An 18,513-nucleotide genomic window follows, 5' to 3' on the forward strand; every position below is an offset into this window, starting at 1 on the left:
GCGATGCGGCGATGAGAACGGTTATCAGTAAGGTGGAACAATGCATTCCGACCAGGCCACGGGCGCGCCGCTGGTCATCGAGCACGCGGCGCTGCGCCGCGGATCGCGCACCCTCTGGTCTGGCCTGGATCTGACCGTGCACCCGGGCGAGCTGATCGCCGTGCTCGGCCCGTCCGGCTCGGGCAAGACCACGCTGCTGCGCGCCATCCTGGGGCTGGAGCGGCTCAGCGCCGGCAGCATCCGCGCCGTCGGAGACGAGGTGCGCCACGCCGGCAACCGCGACATCGGCTACATCGCACAGCAGCGCCCGCTGCCGCCGGACACCGCGATGCGCGCCCGGGATCTGGTGCAGCTGGGCATCGACGGGCACCGCTTCGGGCTGCCGATCCGCCGGCGCGGCGACCGCGAGCGCGTCGATGCGCTGCTGCACGCCGCCGGCGCCGCCGACTTCGCCGACCGTCCGGTCGGACTGCTCTCGGGCGGCGAACAGCAGCGCCTGCGCGTGGCGCAGGCCCTCGCCGATCACCCGCGGCTGCTGCTGTGCGACGAGCCGCTGACCAGCCTCGACCTCGCCAACCAGCAGGGGGTCGTCGGAATGATCGACCGCCATCGGCGCGAGTCGGATGCCGCTGTGCTGCTGGTCACGCACGACATCAACCCGGTGCTCGGCAAGGTCGACCGCATCCTCTATCTGGCCGGCGGGCGATTCATGCTGGGCGCGCCCCGCGACGTGCTGCGCTCGGATGTGCTGTCCGACCTGTACGGCGCATCGGTGTTCGTGCTGCGCGCCGGCAACCGGCTCGTCGTGGTCGGCGCGCCCGACGCCGAGGTCTCGCACCACCATCACGAGGAAGACCACGCATGAGCTGGAACGACGTGCTCGATGCCATGTTCGGCGGCATCGCCGACTACGGCGCGATCCTCGCGCTGGTGGGCAACTCGGTCTGGGCCGGTGCGCTGCTGGGGCTGGTCGGCGGACTGGTCGGCGTCTTCGTGATGCAGCGCGACATGGCCTTCGCCGTGCACGGCATCAGCGAGCTCTCGTTCGCCGGCGCCGCGGCGGCGCTGCTGCTGGGGGTGGATGTCGTGGCCGGCTCGATCGTCGGATCCCTGGTCGCCGCGGGACTGATCGGGTGGCTGGGCGCCCGCGCGCGCGAGCGCAACTCGATCATCGGCGTGCTGATGCCGTTCGGGCTGGGTCTGGGCATCCTGTTCCTGTCGCTGTATCCGGGGCGCAGCGCCAACCGGTTCAGCCTGCTGACCGGCCAGATCGTCACGGTGCAGAACGCGCAGCTGGGCTGGCTCGCCGTGATCAGCGTCGTCGTTCTGATCGGGCTGCTGCTGATGTGGCGGCCGCTGCGGTTCGACTCGCTCGACCCGCAGTCCGCCGCCGCGCGCGGCGTGCCGGTGCGGTGGGTGTCGTTCGGATTCATGATGCTGCTGGGTCTGATCGTCGCCGTCGCGGTGCACATCATCGGAGCATTGCTGGTGCTGGCGCTGGTGGTGACCCCCGCCGCCGCCGCGATGCGCGTGGCCGCCGGCCCCCTCGCGGTGCCGGTGCTGTCGGCGCTGTTCGGCGTCGTCGCGGCTGTCGGCGGCATCCTGTTGGCCGTCATGGGGCAGCTGCCGGTCAGCCCCTACATCACGACCATCTCGTTCGTGATCTACCTGGTCTGCCGCGCGGCCGGCGGCCGGCGGGACCGGGTGGTGCGCGTGGCGTCCGCTCGCGAGGCGTGACCGAGGGCCCGGATGAGCCCGCAGGGATGAATCCCGCTGAGCGGCTGACCGCGGGGCAGACCACCAGGCCCGACTCAGGCATGCCCGCCTACACTCGAACCATGGCCCAGCGCAACACCTGGCAGCGCGATCGCGTGCGCGAGGCGCTCACCGACGCTCCCGGCTTCGTGAGCGCGCAGACCCTGCACGCGACGCTGCGCGACGAGAACACGGGCATCGGCCTGGCCACCGTCTACCGGGCGCTGGCCGACATGGCCTCGGCCGGTCACGCCGACTCGCTGCAGAGCCCCGAGGGCGAGAGTCTGTACCGCGCATGCTCGAGCCCGGGCCATCACCATCACCTGATCTGCCGCTCGTGCGGGCTGACCGTCGAGATCGCCGCCGCCGACGTCGAGGAGTGGGCGCGGGCCACCGCCGCGCGGCACGGCTTCACGCACGCCGAGCACGTCGTGGACATCTTCGGCCTGTGCGCCGACTGCACGGCCCGGCGTAAGCCCGGCGCCGGGGGAGTTCCTGCAGACGCCGCGCAGGGCGCTCCCGCGGACACCGCCGCGGCGCCCGCGCCATCCACCGCCCACTCCGGACCCTACGCGACCTGATGTGACGCTGCGACCCGACACCGCGACCGCTGCGCGCCTCGACCGCCGTTCCCCCGGGACCGGCGGCGTCGGCGACCCCACCCGGCCCCGGCCGGGCGCCCCGCGGAGCGCGGGTACAAGCCGGGGCCGCGGCACGCTCTGGCTGGGCCTCGGGCTCGCCGCGATCGCCGTGCTGTTCGCGATCGACGCGTTCGCACCGGGCCTGATCCCGGGCATCCCGGGCCGCGCGCAGGACGGCCTCACCCTGGCGATCAGCGTGCTCATCGAGTCGCTGCCGTTCGTCGGGCTGGGCGTGATCTTGTCGATCATCGTGCAGGTATGGGTTCCGCCCGGAGTGATCGAGCGGTGGATGCCGCGCCGTGCCTGGGCCCGCCGGGCCGTGCTGTCGCTGCTGGGCATGGTCGTGCCGGTGTGCGAGTGCGGCAACGTGCCGTTCGCGCGCGGCCTGATGATGCGCGGATTCAGCGTGCCCGAGACGCTGACGTTCCTGATCGCGGCCCCGATCGTCAACCCCATCGTGATCATCACCACCCACCAGGCGTTCGGCTTCGGCGACGGCGTCCTGATCTCGCGCCTGGTCGGCGGCTACCTGATCGCGAACCTGATCGGCTGGCTCTACAGCCGCCACCCCGACCCCGACGGCTTGCTGACCGACCGCTTCCGCGACACCTGCGAGCTCGTCGCGGCCGAGCCCGGCGGCCGCGGCCGCCGCAGCCTGGCCCAGTTCATCGTCGAGCTGCGCGCGGTGATGCCGGCTCTGATCATAGGATCGGCCGTAGCCGGAGCCGTGCAGGTGCTGGTGCCGCGCAGCGCGCTGCTGGCGATCGGATCGAACCCGCTGCTGTCGATCGTCGCGATGGTGATGCTCGCGATGATCGTGTCGATCTGCTCGAACGTCGACTCGTTCTTCGCGCTGTCGTTCGCGTCGACGTTCACCCCCGGCTCGATCGTCGCGTTCCTGCTGGTCGGCCCGCTCGTGGACGTCAAGATGCTCGCGCTGCTGCGCACCACCTTCACCACCAAGGTGCTGGTGGGCATGGTCGTCACCGTGGTGCTGGCCGCCTTCGCGATCGCCGTGGGGGTGAACCTCATTGCCTGATCCCCACAGCCACGCGATGACGCGACGGGATGCCGCCTGGAACCGCTGGGTCGGCGTCGGCCTCGCCGCCTGCCTCGCGGTGACCACGCTGGGTCTGGCCCTGACCGGGCGCCTCGCGCTGTACGTCAACCCCTCGTCGAACTGGTTCGTCATCACGATGGCGCTGCTGCTGCTGGCCGGCGCCGTGCTGAGCTTTCTGCTGCCCCTGGGCGCCGAAGCCGAGCACGGCCACGACCACGGGCACGCCGGCTCCGCGTCCGCGCGGGCGCCGCATGGCGCAGCCCACGGCAGCGGCGCAGGGCACGCCACTGGCTCAGGCAACGCCCACACGCACGACCTGGGCCACGACCCCGCCCGCCACCCGCGGCCGAGCGCCGGTGCGATCTTCGGCCTTGCCGGCGGCGTGGTGGCCACCGGAGTCGTCGCGGCGGTGCTCGTGCTGCCGCCGGCATCGCTGTCCGCACAGATCGCGCAGAGCCGCGACGTGGGCGCGGCGCCGCTGTTCGCCGGGGCGGACGTGCTCGCCCTGGCCACGCACGGCGACACCACTAAATTCGGCGTCGGCGACTGGGCGAGCGTGTTCGCGACCGCCACCAACCCGGCCGCCTTCGAAGGCGATCCGGTCACCCTCACCGGCTTCGTCACGCCGGGCTCCCGCGGATTCGAGCTGACCCGACTGGTGATCACGCACTGCGTGATCGACGCGCAGACGGCCAGCGTGCCGGTCGAGGCATCCGGCACCGCGTCGCAGACCGCACCGAAGACCGGCGCCTGGGTCACCGTGACCGGCACGGTGCGCTCGGCCGCCGACGGCACCCTCGAGATCGCCGCGACGGGGCTGAAGCGCATCCCCGAACCCAAGGATCCGTATGAGTACTGACGGGCCGGTCACCCGCCGCGCGTACGCCCGGCGCCGGCGCGGGCGCGCCTTCATCGGCGCGTTCACCGCGGTGCTCGGCGTGCTGGCGGTGCTGGGACTGGCCGGCGCCGCCGTCGGCAGCGCGCAGGGTCCGCGGGTGACCGCCGTGCACGTGGACCCGGTCGCGGCGGCATCGGCCTCCGGCGCGCGCCTGATCGTCACGATGAACCAGTCGCTGCACACGCTGAAGCCCGAACAGGTGCACATCACGCCGGCCACCCCGTTCACGGTCGACACCTCCGGCCGCGGCATGGGCGTGCGCTTCACGCTGCCGCTGTACGATGACACCGAGTACACCGTGCGCTTCACGGACGTCACCGGGCTCGGCGGCGGGCCCGCCGCCCGCGTGACCCAGACGTTCCGCACGCCGGCGCTGGCGGTATATCTGCTGCAGCGCAATCCGGTCGGCGACAGCATCCTGCGCACCGACCTCACCGGCTCCGACCCGGTTCCGGTGCTGCGCGCCGACCACATCGAGGACTTCCGCGCCACGAGCGGTCACCTGGTCGTCTCGACGCTGGCGGCGACCGGCGCCGCCCGGCTGATCGTCACGGACCTGGACGGCCGCCACGCCCGCGACCTGCCGCTGCCCGGCCGCGGCACCATCGCCGGCCTGCAGACCGCCGACCGCGGCGAGCTGATCGGCTACACCTTCTCCGACGCCGACCTGGGCCGCGGCGGCACCCGCGAGAGCCGGCTCTACGTCGCATCGGTGAAGGATGCCGCCGCCCGCACCGCACCGGTCGCGGTCGACGTCCCCGGCACCGAGAAGCGCGTCGCCGACTGGCGATTCGTGCCCGACAGCGACAGCATCCTGGTGCTGACCTACGACGGGCGCACGCTGCTGTCGGGGGCGACCGGGGCGGATCCGACCCAGCTGGGCACCGGGGCGGCCATCGACGGGATCGCCCGCGGGTCCTCGGTCGCCGTTATCCAGCGCACCACCGAGATCGTGGCCATCGACCTGAGCGACGGCACCGAGTCGGACCTGGTCACCGCGACCGCCGACGGCCGCGCCGTGCCGGGCCACCTGGGCCAGGTCATCCCGATCCCCGGCACGACGGGCGCGTCGGTGCGGCCCTACACGGTGCTCGACGTGGCCGGTGGCTCGGGCGGCGGGCAGGGGGTGCCCGACGGCACCACCGTCTTCCGGGTCGACGACGACGGCGCGGCGACCCCGCTGCTGCGGCTTCCGCCCAGCGACGCCCTGCTGCAGACCTGCATCTCGCCCAGTGGCCGGTACGCCGCCCTCACGATCGCCCCCGAGACCGTCACGAACACGTACGACGACTACCTGATGCCGATGCCCACCACGGTGCGCACCCGCATCGTGCAGCTGGCCGATGGCGCCCCCGTGCACACGTTCTCGGGATTCGGCATATCGTGGTGTCAGGTGCCACCACCGCTCTCCCAATGACCACGACACATCGCCCCGCCACCCGCGCCGACCTCGCCCCGCTGCCGATCGATGTCGCCCCGAAGCTGCTGGGCGGGATCCTGACCACGACGATGGACGACGCCACCGTCCGGCTGCGGATCACCGAGGTCGAGGCCTACCACGGCAAGGGCACCGGCCCCGTGCCCGACCTCGGCTCGCACGCCCGGATGGGCTACACGGCGCGCAACGCGACGATGTGGGGCGAGCAGGGACACCTGTACGTGTACCTCAGCCACGGCATCCACTCCTGCGCGAACGTGGTCTGCGGGCCGGCCGGCGAGGCCGGCGGCGTGCTGCTGCGCGCCGGCGAAGTGATCGACGGGCTCGAGATCGCGCGACTGCGCCGGCCGGCGGCGCACACCGATCGCGAGCTGGCGAGGGGGCCTGGGCGGCTGGGCGACGCGATGGGGCTGCGACACGCGCTGCACGACGGCATCGACGTGGTCGACGCCGTCGAGTTCGGCGGCGCCGTGGCCCGGCTCGAGCTGCTCGCCCAGCCGCTGGCCGAGTTCGCGGTCGGGCCCCGGGTGGGCATCGCCGGCATCCCCGGCACCGGGGCCTTTCCGTGGCGGTTCTGGATCGCCGGCGACCGCAGCGTCTCGCCGTTCCGCTGGGGGCGCGGCGCGGCCGAAGCCCACGCAGCGCTCTGACGGCTAACCGCCGAAACGCTGCGTGCCCAGCACGCTCAGCAGCTGCAGCTTCTGCGCGGCCTCGGTGTGCGGCGCGGCGGTGAGCACGAGCAGCGCCTGGGACTGGTCCTCGGTGAACAGCACCTGGCAGTCCAGCTCGAGCGGGCCCAGCTCGGGGTGGATGAGGGTCTTGTGGTCTTCGAATCGCGCCGCGACCTCGTGCCGCTCCCACAGCTCAGCGAACTCCGCGCTGGCGGACTGCAGCGCGCGAACCAGGTCGCCGGCGCGGGACCGCGCGCCCATCGCGCCGTCGGCGACCCGCAGATTCGCGACCAGGGCGCGGGCCTGCCGGGGACGGTCGTCCTCCGGGTAGATCTCGCGAGAGGCGGGTTCGGTGAACCAGCGGTAGATGTCGCTGCGGGCAAGCCCCGTGCGTGCCGACACGTCACCGAACAGCGACTGCGCCATCCGGTTGACCACCAGCGGTTCGCCGAGATCGGAGAGGATGAGCGCCGGGGTGTCCTCGAGTCGGTCCAGCACCCGCAGCAGGGCAGCCGCGACGCGGGGGAGGGCGCGGCGCCGGTCGGGCGCGGTGTGCCCGGCCGTGCGGAACAGGTAATCGCGCTCGTCGTCGGTCAGCCGCAGTGCGCGCGCGAGCGCGGTCAGCATCTGCTCGCTCGGCTGCGGTCCGCGGCTCTGCTCGAGCCGCGTGTAATAGTCCACCGACATCCCGGTCAGCCCCGCGACCTCCTCCCGCCGCAGCCCCGGGGCACGCCGTCGGGCGCCGGCCGGCAGGCCGACGTCCTCGGGCTGCAGCGCCGCGCGGCGATGGCGGAGGAAGTCGGCGAGCTCGCTGCGGTCCATCGTCCCATTGTGCGGCGGATGTCCGCCGGCAACCAGGGATCGCGGGTCCCTGGATCGAGCGGTCTCTTACACCGCGGCGCGATGCCGGTGAGGCTGGATCGCATGGACATCACCGGAAACACCGTCTTCATCCCCGGCGCGACCAGCGGCATCGGCCTCGCCCTCGCCACCCGACTGCAGGCCGCCGGCAACACCGTCATCATCGGCGGGCGCCGCACCGACGTGCTCGAGCGGCTGCGCGCCGAGCACGGATTCGACGCCGTGCACATCGACACCACCGACCCCGCGAGCATCCGCCGTGCCGCCGCCGAGGTGATCGCCGCGCATCCGCAGCTGAACGTGCTCATCGCGATGGCGGGCATCATGCGCATCGAGGACTGGCACCGCACCGACGCCTTCCTCGCCGACGCCGAGCAGACCGTCACGACGAATCTGCTCGGCCCGATCCGACTGATCGCGGCGTTCATCGGGCAGCTGCAGAGCCGCCCGGATGCGACGATCGTCACCGTCTCCAGCGGCCTGGCCCACACCCCGCTGCGCACCACGCCGAGCTACAACGCCACCAAGGCGGCCATCCATCAGCTGTCCGAGTCGCTGCGTCTGCAGCTGGCCGACACGAGCGTGCGCGTGCTCGAGCTGGTTCCGCCCGCCGTGGCGACCGAGCTGGTGCCCGGGCAGAGCTCGAGCGCCGCCGCGATGCCGCTGGATCAGTTCGCCGACGAGACGATGCAGCTGATCGCCGCTCAGCGCGATGCGCATGAGATCCTGGTCGAGAACGTGAAGCTGCTGCGCTTCGGCGAGGTGCGCGGCGACTACGCGCAGACCGTCGAGATGCTCAACCGCCACGCGGCGGCGTGAGGGTGCCGGCGGCATCCCGCGCGTTCATCGGCAGGATGCCGCAGGCACCGGGCGCGGCCATGCTAGACTGATCCTTCGTCTGCGTGCACTCCCGCGCGTGGTACGCACCCACCTCACATCGCCGGGCCGTGATCGGTCCGATGTTCGGCGGGTGCAGACAAGGGATCTTGGGTGAGGCCGTCCGGCCTCACGGTATTTGAGGAGACACCACCATGGCTGCAGTGTGCCAGGTGACCGGAGCTGTTCCCGGCTTCGGTCACGCGATCTCGCACTCGCACCGACGGACGAAGCGCCGCTTCGACCCGAACGTGCAGAAGAAGACCTATTTCGTCGCGTCGCTGGGCCGTAAGGTCACGCTGAACGTGTCCGCCAAGGGCATCAAGGTGATCGACGCCCGCGGCATCGAGTCGGTCGTGAAGGACCTGATCGCGAAGGGTGTGAAGCTCTGATGGCGAAGAAGAGCCAGGACGTCCGTCCGATCATCAAGCTGCGTTCCACCGCCGGCACGGGATACACCTACGTGACGCGCAAGAACCGCCGCAACAACCCTGACCGCATCGTGCTGAAGAAGTACGACCCCGTAGTGCGCAAGCACGTCGATTTCCGAGAGGAGCGCTGATCTCATGGCCAAGAAGAGCAAGATTGCGCGCAACAACCAGCGCGCGGTGGTCGTCGCCCGCTACGCCGAGCAGCGCGCCCAGCTGAAGAAGCAGCTCGTCGACCTGACCGCGACCGACGAGGAGCGCGAAGCCGCCCGGGTCGGCCTGCAGAAGCTGCCTCGCAACGCATCGCCGGTGCGGCTGCGCGGCCGCGACGTCATCGACGGGCGTCCCCGCGGGCACCTGTCGAAGTTCGGCATCTCGCGCGTGCGCTTCCGCGACATGGCGCACCGGGGCGAGCTGCCCGGCGTGACCAAGTCGAGCTGGTAGGCACCAGGTTTCATCCGAAGGCCGGACCCCGCCGGGGTCCGGCCTTCGGCGTTCCCGCCGGGTGTGCACAGCTCCTTCGATCCGGACGGAAAGCACCCGCCAGGGGCGGTATCGGCCGCGGTCACGACCGGAGTGGAGGAGTTCTGCACGGCGCCGGCAGAGCATGGCGCGCCGATCCCCGCCACACTGAGGAGCTGAGGTGACACCAGTCACATCAGCAACATACGCAACATGAGTCACACAACGACAAGCACCCGTCCGGACGACACGCCGAAAATACGCCGGAGGTGCCGCCAAATCCGCGTGATTCCGCGGAACTTTGGTACATTCAACCCGGTCGCAAGACCAGCCGGGGGGCAATTCGGTCCCTCGGTTCACGTAGCGAAGGCGGCGACACCGCCGTCCGGAGGACACACCACATGGCCGACAAGTCCATCACCAAGACCGAGCTCGTTGCGAGCATCGCCAGCGCGACCGGCCAGAGCCAGGCCGCCGTTTCGGGCGTTCTCGACTCCCTTTTCGCCACCGTCTCCGAGGCCGTTGCCAAGGGCAGCAAGGTCTCGATCCCGGGCTGGATCGCGTTCGAGCAGGTCGACACCGCGGCCCGCACCGGCCGCAACCCGCAGACCGGCGCCGAGATCAAGATCCCGGCCGGCAAGCGCGTGAAGGTGACCGCTGGCTCCAAGCTGAAGGCCGCCGTCAAGTAACGACGACGCACGTGTGAAGGGGGATGCCGCACCGCGGCGTCCCCCTTCCGCATCCGCGGCAGGTTCCAAGCTGGCACGCTTAGGCTGAAGGGGTGAATTCCGCCCCCACCCACCCCGGCCTCACCGCTCCCCGCGGGGCGTCCGGGCGCGGCGGCTCGGCACGCGTGCTGCGGGCCACAGGACCAGTGCTGCTGGTCGTGGCCGCGCTGGTCGCGGCGGTGTGGGCGCTCGCCTACGGCGGCGGCGCGGTGCCGCTGCAGCTGGGCGACCCGGGCCCGGCGGTGCGGTGGGGCCTGCCGCTGGTGACGATGGTCGTGAACCTGTCGGCTGCCGGCATCTGCGGCACCCTGGTCACGGCCCTGTTCGCGCTGCGGGTCGGCGAGAAGCCGTTCGAGATCGCGATGAACACGGCATCCGTCTCGGCCGCCGTGTTCACGATCGCCTCGGCGCTGACCGGCTTTCTGACGTTCGTGCTGACCTTCAACGCGACCGTGGGCCTGGACAACACCTTCGGCTCGCAATTCGGCTCGTGGCTGACCCAGACCGAGGCCGGCCGCACCTGGCTGATCACGACGCTGGCCGGTGCCGTGCTGACGCTGCTGACCTTCGCCGTGCGCGGCTGGACGCTGACCCTGGGCACCGCCGGGTTCGCGCTGCTCACGCTGGTGCCGATGGGCACACAGGGGCACTCCGGCGACCTCTCGTCGCACGAGATCGCGGTGGCGGCGATGATCATGCACATGGTCGGCGCTGCGGTGTGGCTGGGCGGCCTGGTGCTGATGGTGCTGATCCGGCCCGCGCTCTCGCGCGAGCGGATGGCCGACGTGCTGGCGCGGTATTCGTCGATCGCGCTGGTCGCGTTCATCGTCGTGGGCATCTCGGGCATCGCGCGCGCCGCGATCGGCATCGGCAGCATCGCCGGGCTGAACTCGGGGTACGGCATGATCGTGCTCGTGAAGGCGGCCGCCCTGGTCGCGCTCGGCATGTTCGGCGCCGTCTACCGCACCCGCCTGATCGCACGATTGCGCCAGGATGTCGCATCCCGCCGCTTCTGGGGGTTCGTCACGCTCGAGCTGGCGATCATGGGCATCGCCAGCGGCGCCGCCGTCGCGCTCGCGCGCACGCCCCCGCCGGCCGGCACCGAGCCGCCGCTGTCGCAGACGCCCGCCCAGATCCTCACCGGCTCATCGCTGCCGCCCGAGCTGACCGTGGGCCGCTGGTTCACCGAGTGGAACTTCGACATGGCGTGGCTCGTCATCTGCGGGTTCGCCGTCTTCTTCTATCTCGCCGCGGTGCACCGCATGCACCAGCGGGGCGACTCGTGGCCGATCTATCGCACGGCGTTCTGGCTGCTGGGCATCCTGACCCTGTTCTGGGTGACCTGCGGGCCGATCAACGCCTACCAGGAGTACCTGTTCAGCGTGCACATGGTCGGGCACATGCTGCTGACGATGGCGATCCCCGTGCTGCTCGTGCCCGGAGCGCCGGTCACACTCGCGCTGCGCACGATCCGCAAACGGCACGACGGCACCCGCGGTGCGCGCGAATGGATCATGTGGGCCGTGCACAGCCCCTACGCCCGCGTGGTCACCAATCCGGTCGTGGCGGCGGCGATCTTCGCCGTGTCGCTGTGGGTGTTCTATTTCACCGACCTGTTCCGCTGGGCGATGTACGACCACCTCGGGCACGAGCTGATGATCGTGCACTTCCTGATCTCGGGCTACCTCTTCGTGCAGTCCCTGGTCGGCATCGACCCGGTGCCCCAGCGCCTGCCGCACTCGCTGCGGCTGGTGCTGCTGATCCTGGTGATGGCCACGCACGCGTTCTTCGGCGTGACGATCATGATGCAGTCCGGCCTGATGGTCGCCGAGTGGTTCGGCTCGATGGGCCGCACCTGGGGCGCCACGCCGATGATGGACCAGTACATCGGCGGTGGTGCCGCCTGGTCGATCGGCGAGATCCCGACGCTGATCCTGGCGGTCGTGGTCGGCATCCAGTGGAGCCGGTCCGACGCGAAACTGGAGAAGCGGCGCGACCGTGAGGCCGACCGCACCGGCGATGCGGAGCTGGTCGCCTACAACGAGCGGTTGGCGGCGATGGCCGCGCGCGACGACCGCGCCGAGCAGCACGAAGTCCGCATCGGCGGCTGAGCGCGGCCGCACCGCGACCCGGCCGGGTTCAGCCGTCGTCGTCCGAGCTGACCCGGATCGACGCGGTGCCGCTGGGGGAGACCGTGATCGTGCCGCTCATCGTGAACGGCACGTCTTCGTCGATGTGCCGCAGCGAGCCGTCGTAGATCTCGCGGATGTCGACCACGATGTGCGCGTCGGCGCGGGTGGGCAGGATCGCCCAGTTCTCGCCGTCGGGAACGACCGTCACCTTCGGGCTGTGCGCGATCGACCAGGTCGGCGGCGCCTCGATGCGGTTCTGCACCGTGTAACCGAACGGGCATCCCGACGGCTGCAGCACCTGCTGCGCCGCGCACGTGTTCAGGTAGTCGTCGACCTTGTTCTGCACGACCGCGATGAACGTCTCGGTGGGCTTGGTCTGCAGCGTCACGGGCACGTTCTTCAGCGGTGCATCCGAGAGCACGGCGACGCCGGGGGAGTATGAGATCGGGGTGTCCACCCGAACCGAGTACAGGCCGGGTGAGAACACCAGCAGCGGCACCGGGTCGGCGGGATTCACCTCGGCTCCGGCAAGGCCCACCTGGCGCTTGTCGACGCGGAACCGGTTCACTTGGAACTGCATCGCCCCGTGCACGGTCAACTCGACCACGGCCAGCGGGCTGCGGGCGAACCGCCAGGTCGGCACGAAGCCGATGTCGTTGCCGCGGCGCACCTGGAACGTCGTCGTGCCGGGGTTGCCGCCGGCGTGATAACTCGCCGTCACGTCGGTCACGCCGTCGACGGTCTTGCCGGTGGTGACCGAGATGTGGGTCAGCGTCGACAGGGCGGCCTGGCGCAGCAGCGCCTCGGAGGCGCTCTTGGGCAGGCCTGCGGCATCCAGCTGCGACCGGTCGATCACCACACCCGGCACCTTCAGAGCGTCTGCGGCGTGCCCCTCGGCCAGCAGCTCCAGGTAGTGCTGCACGAACGCGGCCGGGCTGTACAGCGCCCGGTACACGAAGACGCCGCCGACGCCCAGGCCGGCCAGCAGCATGCCGACCACGACCACGATCAGGGTCAGGTCGCGGCCGAGGTGGCTCTTGCGCGGCGGGATGACGGCCGCGTCGCCCGGGGCGGCGACGTCGGCCGGGGCATCCGGCACCGGTACGGTGCCCGCCGCAGGCGCCACCGTGCGCGCCGCCGCGACTGCTCCCTGCTGGTCCACAGGTCCAGTGTAGGAAAGGGCACCCGGGACCTAGCTGTGCACGGCCACACGGCGACATCCGCACGCCGCCTACCATGGTGTGGTGACCACCTCCTTCGCCCTGTCCGTCGAGCAGGAGGAGCTGTACCGCCTCATCGAAGACACCCGCGAGCACGTCTTCGTCACCGGCCGCGCCGGCACCGGCAAATCCACCCTGCTGCAGCACCTGGCCTTCCACACCGACAAGCAGATCGCGGTGTGCGCGCCCACCGGGGTGGCGGCGCTGAACGTGCAGGGGCAGACCATCCACTCGCTGTTCCGACTGCCGATCGGGCTGATCGGCGGCAAGGACGAGCCCCAGTCCGACGCGACCCGCAAGCTGCTGAACGCGATCGACACGCTCGTGATCGACGAGATCTCGATGGTCAACGCCGACCTGATGGATGCCGTCGACCGCGCTCTGCGCACGGCCCGCGGTCGCCGGGCCGAGGCATTCGGCGGCGTGCAGCTGGTGATGTTCGGCGATCCGTACCAGCTGGCCCCGGTGCCGCCGCGCGGCGACGAGCTGCGCTACATCCACGATCACTACCGGTCGTTCTGGTTCTTCGACGCGCACGTCTGGGCGGGGTCGGGTGCGGATGCCGACGGGCTGCTGGATGTCGGGACCTACGGCGCCGCGCTGAACATCCGCGAGCTGCGCAGCATCCATCGGCAATCCGATCCGGCGTTCAAAGCGATGCTCAACGCGGTGCGGCACGGGCACGTGACGGCCGAGATCGCGCAGGTGCTCAACGACACCGGCGCGCGCACGCCGCCGGCAGTCGGCGACGGCGAGGCGCCGATCATCACGCTGGCCACCCGCAACGACCGGGTCACCGCCATCAACAAGAAGCACCTGGATGCGCTGCCCGGCCGCGCCCAGACCGCGGTCGCCGAGATCGACGGCGACTTCGGGCGTGGCGAGGGCTCCTACCCCGCCGACGTGGATCTGGCGCTGAAGGTCGGCGCGCAGGTGATGTTCCTGCGCAACGACACCGGCTCGTTCGGCGAGCCGCCCCGGTGGGTAAACGGCACCATCGGCACCGTCACCCGCATCGCCGGCGGCTCGGTGCGGGTGGACGTGGACGGGCAGGAGCACGACGTCGAACCCGCGGTGTGGGAGAAGTTCCGCTACGCCTATGAGCCGTCCACCAAGTCGCTGACCCGCGACATCGTGGCCGAGTTCACCCAGTTCCCGCTGCGGCTGGCGTGGGCGGTGACCATCCACAAGTCGCAGGGCAAGACCTACGACCGGGCCGTCATCGACCTGGGCTCGGGGGCGTTCGCGCCCGGCCAGACGTACGTCGCGCTGTCCCGACTGACCTCGCTGGAGGGGCTGTATCTGACCCGCCCGCTGCGCCCGCGTGACATCCAGGTCGACCCCGACGTGCAGCGTTTCATGGCCGGCGTCCGTACCGCAGCATCCTGACGCGGGGTGTGTTTGAATGCATATGCACGAACATCGGGGGGTGAGGATGTCGGTCCGCACCAGATTCACACGCGGTGCGGTCACGCGGGCCATGGCCGTGGCCGCGGCCGTGATCGCGCTCACCCTGTCGACGGCCGGATGCTCCGGCGACCCGGTCATGGCGAACCTGCAGCCGCTCGCCCCGCAGCAGCACCTGCCGGCCGATACCCAGGCGCAGCTGAAGAAGGCCGTCACCGACGCGATGACCGCGACCGGATCCTCCGGCGCAATCGTGGGGGTCTGGGCGCCGTGGAGCGGGTCCTGGGTGCAGGCGCTGGGCACCGTCGCGGTCGGCAGCGAGACCGCGGTCACGGCCGACATGACCTTCCGCGCCGGAGGCGTCACCCGCGCGATGACCTGCGACGTGCTCTACCGGCTCGCCGCCGCCGGCACCGTGAAGCTCGATGACGGCGTCACCTCGTACGTCGGTGGCATGCCGGGGTTCGGCGACGTCACGCTGCTCGACCTGTGCGAGGGCACCAGCGGCATCGGCTCGTACGGCGTGATCCTGGATCGCCAGATGCGCGGCAATCCCGGCCGCGTGTGGGACCCGCGGGAATTGGTCGGCTACGGGGTCGGTCAGGTCGGCGGCGAAGTGCACCCCGGCTCGGCATTCCGCGATTCGGATGCGGGATACCTGCTGCTGGGACTCGCGCTGCAGGGCGCCACCGGCAAGACGGCGGCGCAGCTGCTGCACAGCTACGTCTTCGCCCCGCTGGGCATGACCGAGTCGGCGCTGCCCGCGGACGCCCCGGCCGACCCGGTGGTGGGATCCTCGACTCCGCTGCGCGGATTCTTCCTCGAGGCCAAGGCCAAGTCCGGGGCGTACGAATGCACCAAGCAGACCGAGATCACCGAGCAGTCGGCCAGCTACGGCTTCACGAACGCCGGTGTCGTCTCCGACATCGACGACCTCGGTCGCTATGCCAGCAGCCTCGCCAAGGGCACGCTCGTGACGCAGAAGAACCGGTTCGCCGAGCCGCTGCCGGTCACCGCCAAGTCGCCGTCCTGGCTGACCACCAGCGGCGGCGCGGTGCAGGCAGGACCCCTGGTCGGCCAATACGGGTCGGCGCCGGGCTACCTCACCGCGGTCTTCTCGGACCCGGGCAGCGGGCTGACCGTGGCGGCGGTGCTCAACGACTCCACCGCCGGGCGGAATGCGATCTTCAACCTGGCCCTCGAGCTGGCGGCGATCGGATCCAAGACACCGGCCACCGGCAGCCGGCAGGCGCCCGCGGTGGGCCTGCCGTGGACAGCCAAGCAGTACCACGACGCGATCGCCAAGGCGGCCGTCGCGTGCGCACCTGAGCCGAAGTGACCGGGCTCCGGTTCCCGGCCGGTCGGGCCGGCGCCTTCGCCGCCGTAGGCCTCGTGGTCGCGGGCGAGATCTGCATGGATGTCGGCGCCGCCATCGCGGTGTTCGTCTTCCCTACCGTGGGGCCGCTGGGCATGGTGATGCTGCGCCTGGTGTTTTCGGCGCTGATCCTCGTGGTGCTGACGCGGCCGAGGGTGCGCGGATACGCCGGCGATGCCTGGCTCTCGGTGATCGGCTACGGTGTCGTGCTGGCCACGATGAACGGCTTGTTCTATCTCGCGCTGGACCGACTGCCGCTGGGCGTGACCGTGACGATCGAGGTGCTCGGTCCGCTGGTGCTGTCGATCGTGGCCAGTCGCCGCGCGTCGGCGTGGCTGTGGGCGCTGATCGCGCTGGGCGGCGTCGTGGCGCTGGGCGGGGGCGGCTGGGACCGGCTCGACCCGCTCGGCGTAGTGTTCGCCCTGGGCGCCGCGACCAGTTGGGCGTTCTACATCCTGGCCGCCGCGCGGGTCGGCCAGGCATTCCCGAAGCTGGACGGGCTGGCCATCGCGATGACGATCGGCGCGGTGCTGTCGCTGCCGTTCGGCATCATCGCCGCGGGCGCGTCGCTGCTGCGCCCCGAAGTGCTGGGCCTGGGCGCCGCCGTCGCGCTGCTGTCGAGCACCATCCCGTACGCGTTCGAGCTGATCGCGCTGCGGCGGGTGCCGGCGGCGGCGTTCGCGATCCTGATGAGCATGTCGCCGGCGACCGCGGCGCTGGCCGGGTTCGTGGTGCTCGGGCAGGAGCTGAGCACCCTGGAGGTGGCCGGCATCCTGCTGGTGATCATCGCGGGGATCGGCGCGGTGCGGATGGGCGTGGCCGACGCCGAGTCCGCCGGGGCCGGCCCGCCGAGCCTGGCCACCGGGCCGCTGACCGTGCCGGGCGCGATGCTGGCCGACCCGACCGGACCGCTCGCCATCCTGAACCCTCCGCTGACCGGGCCGCTTACGACCCTGCCCCCGCCCGGCCCCGAAGAGCCCTTCGCCGAGCCCCGCGCCTAGCCCGCCGCCGAGAAGGTGCGTTCCGCGCCGAGAAGGTGCGTTCCGCGCCGAGAAGGTGCGTTGTGCGCCGAGAAGGTGCGTCGTGCCGCGAGGTGGTGCGTCGTGCGCCGAGAAGGTGCTTTCTGCGTCGAAGTGGTGGGAGGCGATCTCGCGGGAGGGCGCACCTTCTCGCGGTCGGAGGGACCTTCTCGCGGGAGGAGGGACCTTCTCGCGGGGCGGCGGGTGGCACACTGGGAGGCAGCAGAGCGGAGGAGGGTCGAGATGGACGAGAGCGCGAAGCCGGTGATCCTGGTCGGCGTGCAGGCGGGGCTGCCGGATGCCGTTCTGCTCGAGGCCGCGCGCCTCGCGCACGACCTGAACGCCGAGTTGGTCTGCGCGCACGTCGACCTGTCGCGCTACACGATCGGCGAGCACCTGGACGGCTCGGTGATGACCCGCTCGATCGATCCGGACCTGCCCGACGAGCGCGAGGGCGAGTTCGACGCATCGCTGGCCGGCCACATCGACGACGTGCTCTCGGGCACCGGCATCGACTGGACCGGCCGCGAGCTGGCCGGAGACCCCGGGCGCGCACTGGGCCGGCTCGCCGAATCCGTCAGCGCGCGCTACATCGTCGTCGGCACCCGCGAGGCCACGATGCGCGAGACGCTGCGCGAATTCTTCCAGGGGTCGGTGGCCAGCCACCTGGCGCACCGGCAGCGTCGCCCCGTGCTGGTCGTGCCGCTGAATCCGGGCAGTGACGGCGGACCGCTTCCGTGGGAGTGACTCGACCCGCACCCGTGCACTTGCGCTGGTCGTCCGTCGGCCTGGTCTTCGTCGGCGGCACCCTCGGCACCGGCGCCCGCTACCTGATCAGCCTCGCCGTCCCCGACCCGCTCGGCATGCCGCTGCCGATCTTCGTGATCAACATCGTCGGGGCTTTCCTGCTCGGTGCGCTGCTAACCGCCCTCGCCCGCAGCGGGCCGGACCGCGGCATCCGGCGCGCGCTGCGGCTGTTCGCCGGCACCGGCATGCTCGGCGGCTTCACCACCTATTCGACGTTCGCCGTCGGCGCGGACGGGCTGTTCGCGGCCGATCGGCCCTGGGTCGGAGTGCTGTACGCGGTGGCGAGCGTCGTGGTGGGAGCCGCGGCATCCCTCGCCGGAGTCGCGCTCGGATCGGGACGACGAGAGGCGGCCCGATGACCGGGGCGTGGCTGGCGCTGGCCGTCGCGGTCGCCGGAGGCGCCGGGGCGGCATGCCGGATGCTGCTGGACGGCGTGATCACGGCACGCACGAGGCTGCCCTACCCGGTAGGCACCACCGTGATCAACCTGACGGGCGCGCTGCTGCTGGGCCTGGTCACCGGCATCGCCGGGCACGCGCTGCCCGGTGCCTGGGCGCTGGTGGTGGGCACCGGGCTGCTCGGCGGCTACACGACCTTCAGCACGGCCAGTCTCGAGACCGTGCGGCTCGCCCAGGACGCGCGCTGGCGCGCCGCCGCACTGAACGCGTTCGGCCTGCTGATCGGCGCGCTCGCAGCCGCGGCCCTCGGCCTGTGGCTCGGCGGGATGCTGTAACC

21 protein-coding genes are annotated in these 18,513 nt (G+C 71.4%); 19 read left to right on the forward strand and 2 right to left on the reverse strand.

Annotated elements, in window-relative coordinates; all coding sequences use genetic code 11:
• The first annotated feature begins 40 nt into the window (after positions 1–40).
• From ABD705_RS02420 to ABD705_RS02450, 7 genes are all read left to right on the forward strand, one after another.
• On the forward strand, positions 41–865 hold the full coding sequence (locus tag ABD705_RS02420) for a metal ABC transporter ATP-binding protein (RefSeq protein ID WP_344780142.1): 825 nt from the start codon (positions 41–43) through the stop codon (positions 863–865).
• On the forward strand, positions 862–1,737 hold the full coding sequence (locus tag ABD705_RS02425) for a metal ABC transporter permease (RefSeq protein WP_344780144.1): 876 nt from the start codon (positions 862–864) through the stop codon (positions 1,735–1,737). Before ABD705_RS02420 ends, ABD705_RS02425 begins: the two co-directional genes overlap by 4 nt.
• 101 nt (positions 1,738–1,838) lie before the next feature.
• Positions 1,839–2,336: a Fur family transcriptional regulator gene (locus ABD705_RS02430; RefSeq protein ID WP_344780146.1), complete on the forward strand. Its 498-nt coding sequence runs from the start codon at positions 1,839–1,841 to the stop codon at positions 2,334–2,336.
• Between the two features lie 7 nt (positions 2,337–2,343).
• Entirely contained in the window at positions 2,344–3,435 is a 1,092-nt protein-coding gene (locus ABD705_RS02435) for a permease (RefSeq protein WP_425562019.1), read from the forward strand.
• Between the two features lie 16 nt (positions 3,436–3,451).
• A complete protein-coding gene (locus ABD705_RS02440) occupies positions 3,452–4,315 on the forward strand; it encodes a TIGR03943 family putative permease subunit (protein ID WP_344780148.1) in 864 nt (287 codons plus the stop codon).
• A complete protein-coding gene (locus tag ABD705_RS02445; protein WP_344780150.1) occupies positions 4,305–5,771 on the forward strand; it encodes a hypothetical protein in 1,467 nt (488 codons plus the stop codon). The genes ABD705_RS02440 and ABD705_RS02445 overlap by 11 nt, the downstream gene beginning before the upstream one ends.
• A complete protein-coding gene (locus tag ABD705_RS02450; RefSeq protein WP_344780152.1) occupies positions 5,768–6,442 on the forward strand; it encodes a DNA-3-methyladenine glycosylase in 675 nt (224 codons plus the stop codon). The genes ABD705_RS02445 and ABD705_RS02450 overlap by 4 nt, the downstream gene beginning before the upstream one ends.
• Before the next feature lie 3 nt (positions 6,443–6,445).
• On the opposite strand, the gene ABD705_RS02455 is transcribed toward ABD705_RS02450, so the two are convergent.
• Positions 6,446–7,285, reverse strand: a complete 840-nt coding sequence (locus tag ABD705_RS02455; RefSeq protein ID WP_344780154.1) for a helix-turn-helix transcriptional regulator — start codon at positions 7,283–7,285, stop codon at positions 6,446–6,448.
• A gap of 102 nt (positions 7,286–7,387) precedes the next feature.
• Here ABD705_RS02455 and ABD705_RS02460 point away from each other — a divergent pair, with 102 nt between their 5' ends.
• The 6 genes from ABD705_RS02460 (at position 7,388) to ABD705_RS02485 (ending at position 11,929) form a co-directional block, all read left to right on the forward strand.
• Entirely contained in the window at positions 7,388–8,143 is a 756-nt protein-coding gene (locus ABD705_RS02460) for an SDR family oxidoreductase (protein ID WP_344780156.1), read from the forward strand.
• A gap of 212 nt (positions 8,144–8,355) precedes the next feature.
• On the forward strand, positions 8,356–8,592 hold the full coding sequence (rpmB, locus tag ABD705_RS02465) for a 50S ribosomal protein L28 (RefSeq protein ID WP_344780158.1): 237 nt from the start codon (positions 8,356–8,358) through the stop codon (positions 8,590–8,592).
• On the forward strand, positions 8,592–8,762 hold the full coding sequence (rpmG, locus tag ABD705_RS02470; protein ID WP_165140426.1) for a 50S ribosomal protein L33: 171 nt from the start codon (positions 8,592–8,594) through the stop codon (positions 8,760–8,762). The genes rpmB and rpmG overlap by 1 nt, the downstream gene beginning before the upstream one ends.
• A gap of 4 nt (positions 8,763–8,766) precedes the next feature.
• Positions 8,767–9,072 carry a 30S ribosomal protein S14 gene (rpsN, locus tag ABD705_RS02475; protein ID WP_344780161.1) on the forward strand — a complete coding sequence of 102 codons (306 nt, stop codon included), beginning with the start codon at positions 8,767–8,769 and terminating at the stop codon, positions 9,070–9,072.
• Between the two features lie 419 nt (positions 9,073–9,491).
• On the forward strand, positions 9,492–9,779 hold the full coding sequence (locus tag ABD705_RS02480) for an HU family DNA-binding protein (protein WP_344780163.1): 288 nt from the start codon (positions 9,492–9,494) through the stop codon (positions 9,777–9,779).
• Positions 9,780–9,964: 185 nt separating this feature from the next.
• Positions 9,965–11,929, forward strand: a complete 1,965-nt coding sequence (locus tag ABD705_RS02485) for a bifunctional copper resistance protein CopD/cytochrome c oxidase assembly protein (RefSeq protein WP_344780434.1) — start codon at positions 9,965–9,967, stop codon at positions 11,927–11,929.
• 28 nt (positions 11,930–11,957) lie between these two features.
• Here the strand turns inward: ABD705_RS02485 and ABD705_RS02490 are convergent, their stop codons facing one another.
• Entirely contained in the window at positions 11,958–13,112 is a 1,155-nt protein-coding gene (locus ABD705_RS02490; protein WP_344780165.1) for a hypothetical protein, read from the reverse strand.
• 82 nt (positions 13,113–13,194) lie between these two features.
• Here ABD705_RS02490 and ABD705_RS02495 point away from each other — a divergent pair, with 82 nt between their 5' ends.
• The 6 genes from ABD705_RS02495 to ABD705_RS02520 all read left to right on the forward strand — a co-directional run bounded on the left by ABD705_RS02495 (position 13,195) and on the right by ABD705_RS02520 (position 18,511).
• Positions 13,195–14,559, forward strand: coding sequence for an ATP-dependent DNA helicase (locus ABD705_RS02495; protein WP_344780167.1), 1,365 nt, complete (start codon positions 13,195–13,197; stop codon positions 14,557–14,559).
• Positions 14,560–14,605: 46 nt separating this feature from the next.
• Complete coding sequence (locus ABD705_RS02500; protein ID WP_344780436.1) at positions 14,606–15,916, forward strand: serine hydrolase domain-containing protein; 1,311 nt, start codon at positions 14,606–14,608, stop codon at positions 15,914–15,916.
• Entirely contained in the window at positions 15,913–16,953 is a 1,041-nt protein-coding gene (locus tag ABD705_RS02505; RefSeq protein ID WP_344780169.1) for an EamA family transporter, read from the forward strand. The genes ABD705_RS02500 and ABD705_RS02505 overlap by 4 nt, the downstream gene beginning before the upstream one ends.
• Before the next feature lie 261 nt (positions 16,954–17,214).
• The gene (locus ABD705_RS02510) at positions 17,215–17,718 is read left to right on the forward strand and encodes a universal stress protein (RefSeq protein ID WP_344780171.1); all 504 of its coding nucleotides are present in this window, start codon (positions 17,215–17,217) and stop codon (positions 17,716–17,718) included.
• 14 nt (positions 17,719–17,732) lie between these two features.
• Complete coding sequence (locus ABD705_RS02515) at positions 17,733–18,137, forward strand: fluoride efflux transporter FluC (RefSeq protein ID WP_344780173.1); 405 nt, start codon at positions 17,733–17,735, stop codon at positions 18,135–18,137.
• Positions 18,134–18,511 carry a fluoride efflux transporter FluC gene (locus ABD705_RS02520; RefSeq protein ID WP_344780175.1) on the forward strand — a complete coding sequence of 126 codons (378 nt, stop codon included), beginning with the start codon at positions 18,134–18,136 and terminating at the stop codon, positions 18,509–18,511. Before ABD705_RS02515 ends, ABD705_RS02520 begins: the two co-directional genes overlap by 4 nt.
• The last annotated feature ends 2 nt before the right edge of the window (positions 18,512–18,513 follow it).

The sequence above is a fragment of the Microbacterium kribbense genome (assembly GCF_039537285.1).
Taxonomy (GTDB): domain Bacteria; phylum Actinomycetota; class Actinomycetes; order Actinomycetales; family Microbacteriaceae; genus Microbacterium; species Microbacterium kribbense.